The organism is Rufibacter sediminis (genome assembly GCF_014269285.1).
GTDB lineage: Bacteria > Bacteroidota > Bacteroidia > Cytophagales > Hymenobacteraceae > Nibribacter > Nibribacter sediminis.
On the sequence record NZ_JACOAF010000058.1, the window covers coordinates 282,221 to 296,130 of the forward strand.

The 13,910-nt window shown below is 54.9% G+C and carries 12 protein-coding genes; 3 read left to right on the forward strand and 9 right to left on the reverse strand.

The genetic code is table 11. From position 1 onward, the window contains the following. On the reverse strand, nt 1-779 hold a 779-nt coding region (locus H7U12_RS21905; RefSeq protein WP_186642056.1), incomplete at its 3' end, for a DUF58 domain-containing protein. 52 nt (nt 780-831) lie between these two features. Between H7U12_RS21905 and H7U12_RS21910 the strand changes: the two genes are divergently transcribed. Then, nucleotides 832-1,311 carry a DUF4296 domain-containing protein gene (locus tag H7U12_RS21910; RefSeq protein WP_186642057.1) on the forward strand — a complete coding sequence of 160 codons (480 nt, stop codon included), beginning with the start codon at nt 832-834 and terminating at the stop codon, nt 1,309-1,311. Here the strand turns inward: H7U12_RS21910 and H7U12_RS21915 are convergent. Then, nucleotides 1,304-1,642: a tRNA-binding protein gene (locus H7U12_RS21915; protein WP_186642058.1), complete on the reverse strand. Its 339-nt coding sequence runs from the start codon at nt 1,640-1,642 to the stop codon at nt 1,304-1,306. The two genes, H7U12_RS21910 and H7U12_RS21915, sit on opposite strands and share 8 nt — an antisense overlap. Before the next feature lie 159 nt (nt 1,643-1,801). Here H7U12_RS21915 and H7U12_RS21920 point away from each other — a divergent pair, with 159 nt between their 5' ends. Further along, nucleotides 1,802-3,340 carry an FAD-dependent oxidoreductase gene (locus H7U12_RS21920; protein ID WP_186642059.1) on the forward strand — a complete coding sequence of 513 codons (1,539 nt, stop codon included), beginning with the start codon at nt 1,802-1,804 and terminating at the stop codon, nt 3,338-3,340. 177 nt (nt 3,341-3,517) lie between these two features. On the opposite strand, the gene H7U12_RS21925 is transcribed toward H7U12_RS21920, so the two are convergent. The 5 genes from H7U12_RS21925 to egtB all read right to left on the reverse strand — a co-directional run bounded on the left by H7U12_RS21925 (nt 3,518) and on the right by egtB (nt 9,317). Next, nucleotides 3,518-4,069, reverse strand: a complete 552-nt coding sequence (locus H7U12_RS21925) for a DUF922 domain-containing protein (protein ID WP_186642060.1) — start codon at nt 4,067-4,069, stop codon at nt 3,518-3,520. A gap of 67 nt (nt 4,070-4,136) precedes the next feature. Beyond that, nucleotides 4,137-5,471, reverse strand: a complete 1,335-nt coding sequence (locus tag H7U12_RS21930) for an MATE family efflux transporter (protein WP_317170808.1) — start codon at nt 5,469-5,471, stop codon at nt 4,137-4,139. A 324-nt stretch (nt 5,472-5,795) separates the two neighbouring features. Further along, complete coding sequence (locus tag H7U12_RS21935; protein WP_186642061.1) at nt 5,796-6,890, reverse strand: pyridoxal phosphate-dependent aminotransferase; 1,095 nt, start codon at nt 6,888-6,890, stop codon at nt 5,796-5,798. A gap of 114 nt (nt 6,891-7,004) precedes the next feature. Beyond that, nucleotides 7,005-8,009 (reverse strand): L-histidine N(alpha)-methyltransferase, encoded by a 1,005-nt coding sequence (gene egtD / locus H7U12_RS21940; protein ID WP_186642062.1) that lies wholly within the window; start codon nt 8,007-8,009, stop codon nt 7,005-7,007. A gap of 15 nt (nt 8,010-8,024) precedes the next feature. Next, complete coding sequence (gene egtB, locus H7U12_RS21945; protein ID WP_186642063.1) at nt 8,025-9,317, reverse strand: ergothioneine biosynthesis protein EgtB; 1,293 nt, start codon at nt 9,315-9,317, stop codon at nt 8,025-8,027. A gap of 74 nt (nt 9,318-9,391) precedes the next feature. Between egtB and H7U12_RS21950 the strand changes: the two genes are divergently transcribed. Next, nucleotides 9,392-10,468, forward strand: coding sequence for an o-succinylbenzoate synthase (locus H7U12_RS21950; RefSeq protein WP_186642064.1), 1,077 nt, complete (start codon nt 9,392-9,394; stop codon nt 10,466-10,468). Between the two features lie 50 nt (nt 10,469-10,518). Here H7U12_RS21950 and H7U12_RS21955 read toward each other — a convergent pair whose 3' ends face one another. Then, nucleotides 10,519-11,208: an SIR2 family NAD-dependent protein deacylase gene (locus H7U12_RS21955; RefSeq protein WP_186642065.1), complete on the reverse strand. Its 690-nt coding sequence runs from the start codon at nt 11,206-11,208 to the stop codon at nt 10,519-10,521. Between the two features lie 150 nt (nt 11,209-11,358). Beyond that, the gene (topA, locus tag H7U12_RS21960) at nt 11,359-13,812 is read right to left on the reverse strand and encodes a type I DNA topoisomerase (RefSeq protein WP_186642066.1); all 2,454 of its coding nucleotides are present in this window, start codon (nt 13,810-13,812) and stop codon (nt 11,359-11,361) included. Nucleotides 13,813-13,910 lie beyond the last annotated feature (98 nt).

The window sequence follows — 13,910 nt, forward strand, 5'->3', positions numbered from 1 at the left end:
TGGCGGCAAACTTTGGCCAGCCGCTCCTGGTTCTGGGCGTAGGGGAGCAGGTACTTTTCCCTGAACTCCTTGGAGGAAGTGTTCACCCAGATGGTTTTGCCGGTCTCCTTGTCCTGCAGCGGTATAATGCCCAGTTTGGGGAAATCCTTCTCGCGCTTGTCCATGAGCTGCAGCACAATGAGATCATGTTTCTTGGCCAGCATGATGAGCTCGCGTTCGTAGTTCAGGTCAATGAAGTCGGAGATGAGGATGATGATGCTTTTGCGCTTCACCACGTTCAGGCAGAGCTTGATGCCCGCGCCAATGTTAGTTTTCAAAGACTGCGGCTGCAACACGGCCAGGGTTTTGATGAGGCTGTACGCGTGCTCATTGCCTTTGCCGGGCTTCAGGTAGCGTTCCTTGCCATCGCTGAAGCAGATCATGCCCAACTGACTTCCCTGTTTTAAGGCCGATAACGCCAAAATGCCCCCAATCTCCTTCCCAATGTCCATCTTCTGCGAGCCTGGCGTGCCTAAGGAATGGGAACCGCTTACGTCCAGCAGCAGGAACACGTTCTGTTCTTTCTCCTCGCGGTACGTCTTCACGAAGGTGCCGTGGCCTTTGGCCGATACGTTCCAGTCAATAGACCGCACGTCATCGCCGTACTGGTAGGCGCGTACGTCATCGAACTCCAGCCCAGAGCTTTTAAACACCGACTTGAAGTCGCCCTGCATCTGGGCGTCAATTGCCTTTCTGATCTGTATCTCGTACTTTCGTAGCTTCCTGACCAAGTCTTTCATACCTGTTGAGGTTGGTACAGCGTTAAAATTACCCAAACTTACGAACAACCGCGTGAAAAAACGTTTGTGCCTGCTTTTCCTGCCTTTCACCTTCCTGGCCTGCACCCCGGAGGGAGAGAAACCAGCCGATCTGATTTCTGAGGAGAAAATGGCCCGGATCATGATAGACGTTCACCTCACCGAGGCCGCCATCAGCCGTACCGTTCACCATTATGACTCTTCGCGGGTAGCCTACCGCGAGGCCCACAAGCGTATCTTACAACGCCAGGGCGTCTCAGACAGTGCCTTCAAGCACAGCTATGACTATTATCTGGCCACGCCGGCCACCATGGACAAGATCTACGAGGTCATCTTAGACAGCCTGAGTGCCCGCGAAGCCAAATTGACCGCCCAGACGGCTACCTCAGATTCTACCGTGGCTCCTTTGACGGTAGCGCGAGATACGGCAAATACCCGCCGGATCACCAGATTGAAGCGCATGCGTTCTGATTCTCTGAAATCGAGGAGAGAGGAACCTAAAATGATCAGATAAGTCGTTTCCCGTTGGGCACCTGAGCCTGCGGCTGCGCCAGCACAATGTTTCCCGCTTCGTCTTCAAAACCAGTGACCAGCACCTCAGAAAGCCAGGGGCCAATCTGCTTCTTGGGGAAGTTGGTCACGCAGATCACCTGTCTCCCCACTACTTCTTCTAACGAATACCGGCGCGTAATCTGTGCGCTGGATTTTTTTATTCCCAGTTCCCCCAGGTCTACCCAGAGCTTATAGGCCGGTTTACGCGCCTCAGGGAATGCCTCGGCACGTACAATCGTGCCTACCCTCAGCTCCACGGCCGTAAACTGCTCCCACGTAATCAGGTTTTCCATTGTATTCAGATTTTCCATAGTTAATGGCGGCAAGATAGCGGCTCCGGCCGTAAGGGGCAAATACGGCTAGATGGTCCGTAGAAACCTCTGGTGAAAGCCCGCGTATCCAAAGAGGCGGTACTTTTATTGAAGCTGCTTCCATCTAGAAACCACCAAACTATGAAAAACAACACGGGTACCACTTTATCTGTTTGGCAGCCGGGCGTAGAGATGCCGGTGACCCAGACCCTGAACAGCAACGTCACCGCCGATGTCTGCGTGGTGGGCGCTGGAATTTCTGGCCTCACCACGGCGTATCTGCTGGCCAAAGAAGGCAAGAAAGTAGTAGTGCTGGAGGCTGGCGAAATCTGCGGCGGCGAGACCAGCCGCACCACGGCGCACCTTTCCTGGGCGCTGGACGACCGCTATTCTACCCTGATCAAGGTCTTCGGGAAGGCGCAGGCGCTGCTGGCGTACGAAAGTCACCGCGATGCCATCCATAAAATTGAGCAGATCATCAAAGACGAAAACATCCAGTGTGATTTTCAGTATCTGCCGGGCTACCTGTTTCTGGGCGCCACAGACACTGAGGACCAGCTGGATCAGGAACTGGCAGCCTGCCGCGAGTTGGGCATCATGGATGTCGTGAAGCTGAAGCAGTGCCCCTTGCCCAGCGTGAGCGAAGGGCCTTGCCTGGAGTTTCCGCGCCAGGCGCAGTTCCATCCGGTAAAATACCTGTCGGTGTTGAGCCGCTACATTCTGGACCACGGCGGTGAAATCTACACCAACAGTCACGTGAAGGAGTTCGATACCGGCCTGGTGAACCGCGCCGTCACCGATGCCGGATTTGCCGTGAGCGCCAATCATCTGGTGGTGTGTACCAACACGCCCGTGAACGACCAGGTGACCATGCACACCAAACAAGCCCCGTACCGCACCTACGTGATCGGGGCCCGGGTACCCAAAGGAACTATCCCCACGGCGCTGTATTGGGACGATTCTGATCCTTACCACTACGTGCGCCTAGGTACCGTAGCGGGCGAGGAAAACCTGGAATCCGATATCCTGATCGTGGGCGGCGAGGACCACAAAACCGGCCAGAGCAACGGAGACGAAAGCGAGCGGTTCGATTGTCTCGAGGAGTGGACCCGCAAGAAGTTCCCGATGGTGCAGGACGTGGTGTTCCGGTGGTCGGGTCAGGTGATGGAGCCTGTGGACTTCATGGCGTTTATCGGCCGAAATCCCGGAGACAGCAAAAATGTGTACATCGCCACCGGCGACTCCGGGCACGGCATGACGCACGGCACCATAGCGGGCATTCTGATCACCGACCTCATCTGCGAACGGGTGAACCCCTGGGAGAAACTGTATGACCCGGGAAGAGTAACCTTCTCTACCGATTCGGCGAAGGAATTCCTGAAGGAAAACCTCAACGTGGCCGGCCAGTACCTGGATTGGGTGAAACCAGGCCAGAAAGAGAAGGACGCTATTGAGCCGGGTACCGGCGTGGTGGTGCAGAAAGGAGCAGGCAAAGTGGCCGTTTACTGCGATGCCCAAGGCACCCGTCACGAATGCTCAGCGGTTTGTACGCACCTGGGCTGTATTGTGCACTGGAACAACCTGGAGAACTCCTGGGATTGCCCTTGCCACGGCTCCCGCTTCGACCCCTACGGGAAAGTGGTGGCCGGACCAGCCTTGAAAGACTTGGAAAAGCTGTAAACTTAATAGTTATCAGTTATTGGTTGTCCGTTGTTAGTTTCTTGTCAACCGTCTGATGATGAATCGCCTTACATGATAAGAGCTTGGCAGAAGGACATCTGCCAAGCTCTTATCATGTAAGGCGATTACGTTTTAAGCATCTTTTACGGAAATCCTCTAAAAACTGGAAACCGATGACTACTTATACGCTTCTAATTGTTTTAAACGGAGCTCTACGGAGGCAATCCATTCCAGTTGTTGCTCTTTGTCTAGTCCGTGGCGGCTCTGGGCATCATAGAGGTCTTGCTCTTTGTGCCAGTTGTTGAAAGCTTCGCTGGCGTATCTGTTCAGGTCGGCGGCTCCGTTGTTGCAGGCGTTGGGGAGCTCGGCCAGCCGCTTGCGCAGGATACGGGCGTGCAGCTCGGTTAAGTCAAAGTGCAGTTGCTCGTGGGCCAGCAGCAGGGTAGAGGTCCTGTTGCGCGTCCAGGATTCTTTGGGTTTGAAAACCGCATCCACCTTAAACTTGAGCTTGTTGTTCTCGCACTTCACCTTCATCTCCATGTTGGTGGAGGTGAGGGCGTGGTGCTGGTTCGTGGGCGACGGATCACCGGCGAAATCATCCCAGGTAAGGCGCTTCTGCACCGCCCAGGGAATGTCTGCGCGAACGGAGGCAATCGGTTTAGAAGTGTTTTCAGGAAAAACGGCCAGAAACAGCGCGCTGATCCAGAGGGGTAAAAACGTAAATGACATAGTTGCTGCGGTAACACACTCCCTGCCAAAAGGAGTTTCCTCCTATCACAACTAAGTTACAAAAAAATTATTGCGGGCTAAGTCTCCTGAACCGGAAAAACAGCAGCAAAGCCGCAATGGTGAGTCCGGTAAACAAGCCCAGCCAGATTCCCACTGCACCCAACTCTAACCAGAAGCCCAGCGCAAACCCCAGCGGTAGCGCAATGAGCCAATACGAGAAAAGGGAGATCATGCTGGGCACTTTCACGTCTTCAAGGCCGCGCAGGGCGCCTAAGCCCACCACCTGCACGCCATCGGAAAGCTGAAAAATGGCCGCAATAATGAGCAGTTTAGAGGCCAACGCGTGCACCGAGACATCGTTCACGTAGAACAGCGGGATGAAGTCTTTGCACAGGATGATGAGCGTGGCACTGCTGGCCATGAACAACGCGCCCAGCACCAGACTGCTGTTACCCGCCACGTGCGCCCCGTACAGATCACCGGAGCCGCGCAACTTGCCCACCCTTATGGTAGCTGCCGCCGAGATGCCGCTGGCCATCATGTACGTCACCGAGGCCACGTTCAAGGCAATCTGATGCGCCGCCAGGTCGCGGGCACCCACCCAGCCAATCATGACCGCCGAGAAACTGAAAGCGCCCATTTCAAAGATCATCTGCAGCGAGATTGGAAGCCCGATTTTGAACATGCGGACCATGTGCGTCCAGGAGAGATTTGCCCAGCGCAGGTAGTGGCGGTACCGTTCAAACCGGCGGGCACGCAGTATAAAAGCAGTCATCATCAGGGCCATGAGCACCCGGGAGATGAGTGTGGCCCAGGCGGCACCGTTCAGGCCCAGCGCCGGAAACCCTAGCTTTCCGTAGATCATCACGTAATTCAGACCCACATTGGCTACGTTGGCGAAGATGGAGATGAACATGGATTGCTTGGTGAGGGAAAGCCCTTCGGCGAACTGTTTGAACGCCTGGAACACCATGAGCGGCACCATGGACAGAAACAGGATGTTGACGTACGGAATGGCCAGTTGCACCACTTCTTCCGGTTGGTTCAGGTAGGCAATGAGCGGCGACAGTCCCCAAAACGCCAGGAACAGCAAAACGCCCACAATCGTGTTCAGGAAAAGTCCGTTCAGCAGCACCAGCGCAATGCGGGTGTGGTTCTTACGGCCATCGGCGCGGGCCACCAGCGGGGTAATGCTGAAGGAGATGCCCAGGCCAAACACCAGCGTGATGGTGAAAATGCTGTTCCCCAGCGAAGCGGCGGCTAATTGGGCAGTGCCAATTCGGCCGGCCATGACGCTGTCTGCCACGCTCACTAGAATGTGGCCCAGTTGACTGAGCACCACTGGGTACGCCAGCCAAAACGTGTTTTTATAATGTTCGCGGTATTGAGCGGAGAAAATCACAGGTCCTTTTTTTAAGAGCCCGCAAAGCTACAGCTATTTTCCCTTGCCACTACAGACAAATGTCCGTGTTGGTATTTTGCAGCATGAAATCAGCTTTTGCTATCCACTGAGGCCAAAGGTGTAGTTTGGCTTTGGAGCTGTTTTCTGAAAAGAGGCCCCAAAACAGCATGGAATATAAACTAGAAGATGAGGCGATATTAACGATAGCTTTAGCGGAGGTCAGAAAACATGAGCATGTTCAGGTACAGCATTGAGTTAAAGCTGTGGTATGATTTTGAATAGCTAAAGCTTTGTCTTATTAATCGATATGAGGAAGCTCGATGCTTAGGAGACGAAGGCTTTGAGCCGGAGCAGCGCGCTCTCCAAAACCTCATCCGGTAAGGCGAAGGACATCCGGAGGGCGCCGGGCATGCCCATGTTGGTGGCGGGAAGCACCTCCAGACCTACCTGATCTTTCAGGGCAGCGGCCCATTCTTCCACCAACTGAAAAGGAGAGGAAGGGTTCTGCGGGGATAATAAACCGTCTACCTGTAAAGTGAAGTAGTAGCCCGCCTGCGGAACGGTGAATTTAATGCCCGGGAGCTGTTCTAAGGCTTGCTGAACGCGTTCCCGTTTTCCTTCCAACTCAGTTCTGAACTGTTGCCAGATGCGGTGCCGCTGCTGGGTGACGGCTACGGCCCCCGTCTGGAGAAACGGAGATACCCCGGAGATCAGTTTCCGCTGTAATTCGGTGGCGGTATGCAGCAGGTGGAACGGGGCAATGAGGTAACCCAGCCGCCAGCCAGACATCGCAAACGACTTAGAGAAGCCGTTTACTACCGCTATTCTATCGCGCAGATGTTCAAAGCGTAATGCGCTTGTTACCGGTCCGTGATAGCTTAGTCCGTCATAGATTTCGTCAGAGAGCAAGTGCAGGTTGGGGAACTCCTCCAGCAGGTGGGCCACCTGTTGCAGTTCCTCCCGGGAGTACACTTTGCCGGTGGGGTTTCCGGGATTCGTAAGAATCAGCAGTTTGGTATTCTGGTTGATTTTCGGCCGGATCGCCTCCACATCCAGCGCGTACGCCTGTTCTGGGTTGGCGGGCACGGTGACCAGTTTTCCCCCACTTTGCTGAATCAACTCCGGAAACGCAAACCAGTAAGGAGCCAGGGCAATTACTTCGTCTTCGGGCTGCAGCAGGCTTTGCAGGTACAGGTGAATGGCGTGTTTGGCCCCGTGGGTGATCAGAATCTGCTCCGCGGGCACGGGAACGCCTTCGTCCTCCAGGTACCGCTGCGCCAGGGCGTACCGCAGATCCGGTAAGCCTTCGTTGGGGCCATAGAACGTTTCATGCCGGGCCAACGCTTCCTGCAGGGCTTCTACGGCAGGGTTGGGTGTGTGGAAATGATTAAGGCCTAAATGCAGCGGAATGATGTCCATCGTCCTTCGTGTTTAGGATATACTACTGTTTTAAATGTAGGGGCAATCCCTTGTGGTTGCCCTTTGCTGTATTCAATGAAAGGGCAACCACAAGGGATTGCCCCTACTTAGACATTAGTGAACCGGCCGCAGCAGCACATCGGCGAAGCCGTGGCTGGGATCGGTAAATACGTCCTGTACCTTGAAGCCGCAGTCCTGCGCCATTTCCTCAACCTGCCGCAACGAAAACTTATAGGAATTCTCGGTGTGGATGGCTTCCCAGGCCTCAAACTGGAAGGTTTGGTTTAAAGCCCCGATGGTGACTTCCTGGGCTTTCCGGCTGATGAGGAAGCTACGCATGGTGCCTTCCAGCGGATCATACTCGGCGAAATGCTGGAACTCGTCCAGATCGAAATCGGCTTGCAGTTCTTTGTTGATGCGGTGCAGCAAGTTCAGGTTGAAGGCCGAGGTAACCCCGGCGGCATCATCATACGCTCTCCTGATTTTCTCCGGATCTTTCCGGAGGTCCAGTCCCAGCAGAAAGGAGTCCTCGGGGTGAAGGCTCTGCCGAAGGGTGCAGAGGAAGTTCTTCGCCTCATCCAAGTCAAAGTTCCCGATGTTGGACCCCAGGAATAGCACCACCTTGCGCTGGCGTTCGTGCTGGTTGAGCCATTCCAGCCCCTGGAAGTACTCGGCGGCCAGGGCTTTCACCGGCAGGGAAGGCCAGCGGTGGTGCATGTCTTCCAGCAGCAGGCTGAGTTGGTCCTGCGAGATGTCCAGTGGCACGTACGAAAAATCGGCCTTCATGCCCATCAGTTCAGAAAGCAGCAGCTTGGTTTTGTAGGCATCGCCGGCGCCCAGATCCACCAACTGGAAAGGCGAGGTCGTGTCCACCGCAAACAGGATCTCCTTCCGCTGCCGGGACAGAATCTGATGCTCCAGTTTGGTCAGGTAGTACTCCGGCAGCTCCATGATCTGCTGGAAGAGCTGACTTCCTTTGGCGTCATAAAAGAATCTTGATGAAAGCTTTTTGGGCGATTGGCTCAAGCCTTGCTTTACGTCCTGCGCCAGACCGTTGTCATCTGAAACGCGGGTGGGCAGCAGGTCAATCAGGTTATTCTGGGTAGTAGTGGAGGTCATAGGTACGGTGTGGTTTTATTTTTTAGCTAACCTGATGCCGGTGAATTGCCAGCGTTTGTCAGCGTGGAAAAAGTTACGGTACGTAGGCCGGATGTGGCTCTGCGGGGTGGCACAGGAGCCGCCGCGCAGAGCCAGCTGGTTCACCATGAATTTGCCATTGTACTCGCCAATGGCTCCGGGGGCCGTCACAAAACCCGGGTACGGAAAATACCCGCTGTACGTCCATTCCCAGACATTTCCGAGCAGCTGTACGACCTGTTGCCCGTCCTGGGGCACCTCTGAGGCGATGGGTTGGTACACGCCGCTCTCCAGGAAATTACCCTGCGGCAGCGGGTTGGCGTGTAACTGCGCCAGGGCTTCCCACTCGAACTCGGTGAGCAGCCGGTGCCCCGACCAATTCGCATAGGCCAGTGCCTCGTAGAAGCTGATGTGGGTGACCGGGGCCTGCAGGTCTACTTTCTCCAGGCCGTGCAACGTGAAATGCCACCAGTCCTGGTCTTGTTTCACCCAGTACAGCGGTGCCTGCCACTGCTCTTGCTGACACAGTTGCCAACCTTCCTCCAGCCAATACCTGAAATCTGAATAGCCACCCGCTTGTATAAAAGCGAGGTACTCTTCATTGGTCACCAACGTTCGGCGGGCCTGGAACTCGGCGAGGTAAACGGGGTGGGCCTGCAGTTCATTGTCAAAGCAGAAGCCGTCGCCGGAATGCCCGATGGTGTACATGCCGGCCGGTACGGTGCTCCACTCGTTTTGGGCCTGTTTTTCAGAAACGGGCCCTGAAATGAAAGTGTTCTTTGCCTGATATGCGGGGAGCAAGGGGTTGCAGCTGAGAATGTATTTGATGTCCGTGACCAGTAGTTCCTGGTGCTGTTGCTCGTGCTGCAGGCCCAGCTCCATCACGGCCTGAATATTTTCCTCAGCCAGCAACTGTTCTGAGGCCAGCGCTTTTTCCATGGCTTCGTCCACGTGTTTCCGGTAGAGGTAAATATCCGCCAAAGGCGGGCGGGACAAGGTGCCCCGGTCCGACCGGGCTACCCGGCTGCCCATGCTGTTGTAGTACGAGTTGAACAGGAAGGCGTACTGCGGGTGAAAAGGTTGGTAGCCGGAAACGTGCGGAATTAAAATAAAGGTCTCGAAAAACCACGTGGTATGCCCCAGGTGCCACTTCGGCGGACTAACATCCACCATTGGCTGCATGACCGTATCTTCGGGGGTAAGCGGAGCGCATATTTTTTCGGTCTGTTGCCGTATCTGTTGGTATCTGGTGAGCAAACTGGCGGGCTCTGGTGAAATTGGGAAAGACATGTGTATACGTATTTACCCTTTCTAAACTACTTTTGCCCCGAAAGGTTATACCTTCGCCAGCCCGACAAACGCCTATGCCCTTCGTTCTGACCCCTTTTTCCCGGGAACTGTCTTTCAAGTTTGATGCCCGTACTTCCCGCGGAGCCATGAAAACGCACCAGGCCCATTTCGTGCGGGTGCACCACACCGACCAGCCCGAACTCCAGGGCTGGGGAGAATGCTCGCCCTTGCCCGGCCTCAGCCCCGACTATTCTCCCCATTTTCCGCAGCTGCTCAGAAATCTCTGTACTCAGTACAATTCGTTGTCTGTGCCTGAATTAGGGATGGAGGAAGGAATGGAGTTCTGGAATTCCCTTTCGCAGTGGCCATCCATCTGCTTTGGGGGAGAAACCGCCTGGCTGGATTACCTGCGCGGCGCCAAACGAATCCTCTACAAAACACCTTTCGTGCGCGCGGAGCAGGGCATCAGAATCAACGGACTGGTTTGGATGGGCGATCCGGCGTTTATGCGCGAGCAGATCGTGAAAAAGCTGGACCAGGGTTTCCGGTGCCTGAAACTGAAGATTGGCGGGCTTGATTTTGCCCAGGAATTGAAGATTCTGAAAGAAATCAGGCGCGTGGCCAGTCCTGAGGAACTGGAGCTTCGGTTAGATGCAAATGGGGCTTTTTCCACCTCAGACGCCGAAGAGAAAATCCGCCGGTTGGCCATGTACCACATCCACTCGCTGGAGCAGCCCATCCAGCCCGGGCAGTTGGAAGACCTGCAACTCCTGTGTCAGGTATCGCCCATTCCCATTGCCCTGGACGAGGAACTGATTGGCATAAGAGGGAAGGAACAGAAATGGAACCTGCTTAACACCGTCCGGCCACAGTACATCATCATCAAACCCACGCTGGTGGGCGGTCTGGTTAGTAGCCGCGAGTGGATAGAAGTGGCGAAATCACTGGGCATTGACTGGTGGCTGACCTCCGCGCTGGAGTCGAACATCGGCCTGAATGCAGTCGCGCAGTTTGCCTCTGATGTGGCCAGTCCGCTGCCGCAGGGCCTTGGCACCGGTCAACTGTACCACAACAATTTCGCCTCGCCGCTGGAGATCAGGGGGGAAGAACTCTGGTACAATCCTGAAAAGCCCTGGGAATTGCCGGGATGAGTGCTTAGCGTTTTAGGGCCTTTTTTACTAAAACAGCTCTAGATCAGATTTTATTCTCCCAGCAGTTTTTTGACCAGCGCCGGAACGCCCACGGTGGCTTTTTCCTGAATGATGGTGAAGTTCCGCCGATGAGAGACGGGCGGCGTGTTGGGGTCGATGAGGTAGATGGGCGTGTCGTGCGGAGCAAAGGAAAGCAGCCCGGCAGCCGGATACACCTGCAGCGACGTCCCGATGATGAGCAGGTAATCGGCGGTCATGGTTTCCTCGGCGGCTTGCTCAATGAGCGGAACGGCCTCGCCAAACCAGACGATGTTGGGACGCAGCTGGGAGCCTTTTTCGCAGAGATCGCCCAGGTTCAGTTCCCAGCCTTCCATGGGATAAATGAGGTGCTCGTCTTGGGTGCTGCGGCTTTCAAAAAGCTTGCCGTGCAGGTGCAGGATGTGGGAGGAGCCCGCCCGTTCGTGCAGGTTGTCTACGTTCTGCGTGATGATCCGCACCTCATATTTCTGCTCCAGGTCCACCAGTGCCTTGTGGGCCGCGTTGGGTTCAACGCCCAAAGCACTTTTGCGGCGTTGGTTGTAGAATTCCAGCACCAATTTGGGGTTCTTCTGCCAGCCTTCCGGCGAGGCCACTTCCATGACGTCATGTCCTTCCCACAGCCCGTTGGCATCTCTGAAGGTGGCCAAACCGCTTTCGGCACTGATGCCGGCTCCCGTTAAAACAACAACTTTCTGCTTCATACCAGATGTTAGACGCTAGATTTAGTGTAAAATGAAGATACGGGAAAGTGCTAAAAAATACCTCCGTTTTAAGGTTTGTTTCTGAAAACAAGCCTCAAAACGGAGGTAAATACAGTCTAATTTTTAGCAACCAGCTAGTATTGCTAAAGCTTAGCTGGCTTTTTTCTTGGTAGTGGTAGATTTCTTGGCTGCTGCGGTTTTGGTGGTGCCGGTGCTCTTTTTAGCCGCGGTTTTCTTAGCCGGCGTTTTCTTTGCCGCCGGGGCATCTGCCGCCGGAGCCGCTTTCTTCTTGAATCCGCCCCGGGCTGGTTTGTCTGGGGTAGCCTCGGCTAAAGCCAGGCATTGCTCCAGGGTCAACTCAGCGGGTTCCTGACCTTTGGGGATCTTCACGTTTTTCTTGCCCACGCAGATGTACGGCCCGAAACGACCGTTCAAGACGGTCACCTCAGGGTTTTCGGGGAAGGTTTTGATCATCTTCTCGGCATCGGCTTTGCGCTTGGCTTCAATGAGGGCTACCGCTTCGGGTTCTGTTACCAGCAGCGGGTCCAGATCTTTGGGTAGCGAATAGAATTTGCTGTTGTGCTGAATATAAGGTCCAAATCGCCCGATGGCCGCTTTCATGTCCTTGCCTTCGTACTCGCCAACAATGCGGGGGAGTTTGAACAATTCCAAGGCCTGCTCCAGCGTGATGGACTCAATGAAAGTACCTTTGCGGAGGCTGGCGTAGACGGGTTTGGCATCAGTGCCTTCCACTTCCTCGCCCAGCTGCACGTAGGGTCCAAAGCGGCCCAGCTTCGCGATTACTTTCATGCCAGACACCGGGTCAACTCCCAATTCCCGCGCCCCGCTCACGGAAGAGCGTTCTACGCTGGCGCTGGTTTCAATGGTTTGATGGAAACTTGAATAGAACGTGTCCAGCATTTTGTCCCACTGCTTTTTACCGGCGGCAATCTCATCAAATTCTTCCTCTACCCTGGCAGTGAAGGAATAGTCAATCACGCTCTCAAAATGCGATACCAAAAAGTCAGTCACCACCATGGCAATATCGGTGGGGAAGAGCTTGGCTTTCTCGGCGCCAGCCATCTCGGTTTTCTTCTGGGTAGAGATCTGATCGTTCTCCAGCGTGAGCACGTTGTAGGGTCTTTCCTTCCCTTCGCGATTGTCTTTTTCCACGTAGCCGCGTTTCTGGATGGTGGAGATGGTAGGCGCGTACGTAGACGGACGGCCGATGCCCATTTCTTCCAATTTCTTCACCAAACTAGCCTCGGTGTAACGCGGGGCGGGGCGGCTGTAGCGCTCAGTGGCTTGCAGGCGCTGCAGATTCAGGGACTTACCTTCCTGCAACGGAGGCAGCATGCCTTTCACGTCATCGTCCGCAATTTCCTCGTCATCGGTAGACTCGGTGTACACTTTCAGGAACCCTTCAAAACGGATGACTTCGCCCGTGGCGATGAGTTTCTCCGGCTGGCCGCTGATGATGATACTGACGGTGGTTTTCTCAATCTCCGCATCGGCCATCTGTGACGCAATAGCCCGTTTCCGGATCAGGTCGTAGAGGCGTTGCTCGTTGCGATCAGAGCTTACCTGGATGGCCGCAAAGTCCGTGGGCCGGATGGATTCGTGCGCTTCCTGCGCTGATTTTGATTTTGTTTTGTACTGGCGCGTTTTCACGTAGTTTTCGCCAAAAGTGCGCGAAATCTCGGCCGCAGCCGCTGTCATCGCATCCTGCGAGAGGTTCACCGAGTCGGTACGCATGTAGGAGATCTTACCGGCTTCGTACAAACGCTGGGCTACCGTCATGGTCTGCGCCACGGAGAAAGACAGCTTTCGGCTGGCTTCCTGCTGCAGGGTAGACGTGGTGAACGGCGGAGCCGGGGTGCGTTTCGTGGGCTTTTTCTCTAAACTCTCAATAGAGTAGGAGGCGCCAATGCAGCGCTGCAGGAAATCCTCCGCCTCGGCCTGCGTCTTGAAGCGGGTGTTCAGTTCCGCCTCCAGACGTTTGCCGCCGGCCTCCAGCTGGGCTACTACTTTATAGGAAGAGACCGCTTTGTGGCGCTCAATTTCCCGTTCCCGCTCTACCACCACGCGTACCGCAACAGACTGTACGCGGCCGGCGGAGAGCCCGGTTTTTATTTTTTTCCAGAGCACCGGCGACAGCTCAAAACCCACCAGGCGGTCCAGCACCCGGCGGGCCTGCTGGGCGTTTACCAGGTTGGTGTCAATGGTGCGCGGGTTTTCTATGGCGTTGAGAATGGCATTCTTGGTAATCTCCCGGAACACGATGCGGCGGGTTTTGGCCTCGTTCAGGTTCAGGGCTTCAGACAAGTGCCAGGAAATGGCTTCTCCCTCGCGGTCCTCATCGGACGCTAACCACACGATTTCCGCTTCCTTGGCCAGTTTCTTTAATTGCGAGATCACCTCCCGCTTGTCGGGGTTGACCACGTAGGTGGGCTTAAAGCCGTTCTGAATGTCAATGGCGTTGTTGTCTTTGGGGAGGTCACGCACGTGCCCGAAGCTGGATTTCACTACGAAATCCTTCCCCAGGTACCCTTCAATAGTCTTGGCCTTGGCCGGTGACTCCACAATTACTAGGTTTTTTATCATATATATAATTAGAGCAGGGCGGTGCCCGAAAATTTTTTCAAAGATGTAGTAATTTATTGAGACAATCCAACCACTATCTTTAGGGCAATTGTTCCAAG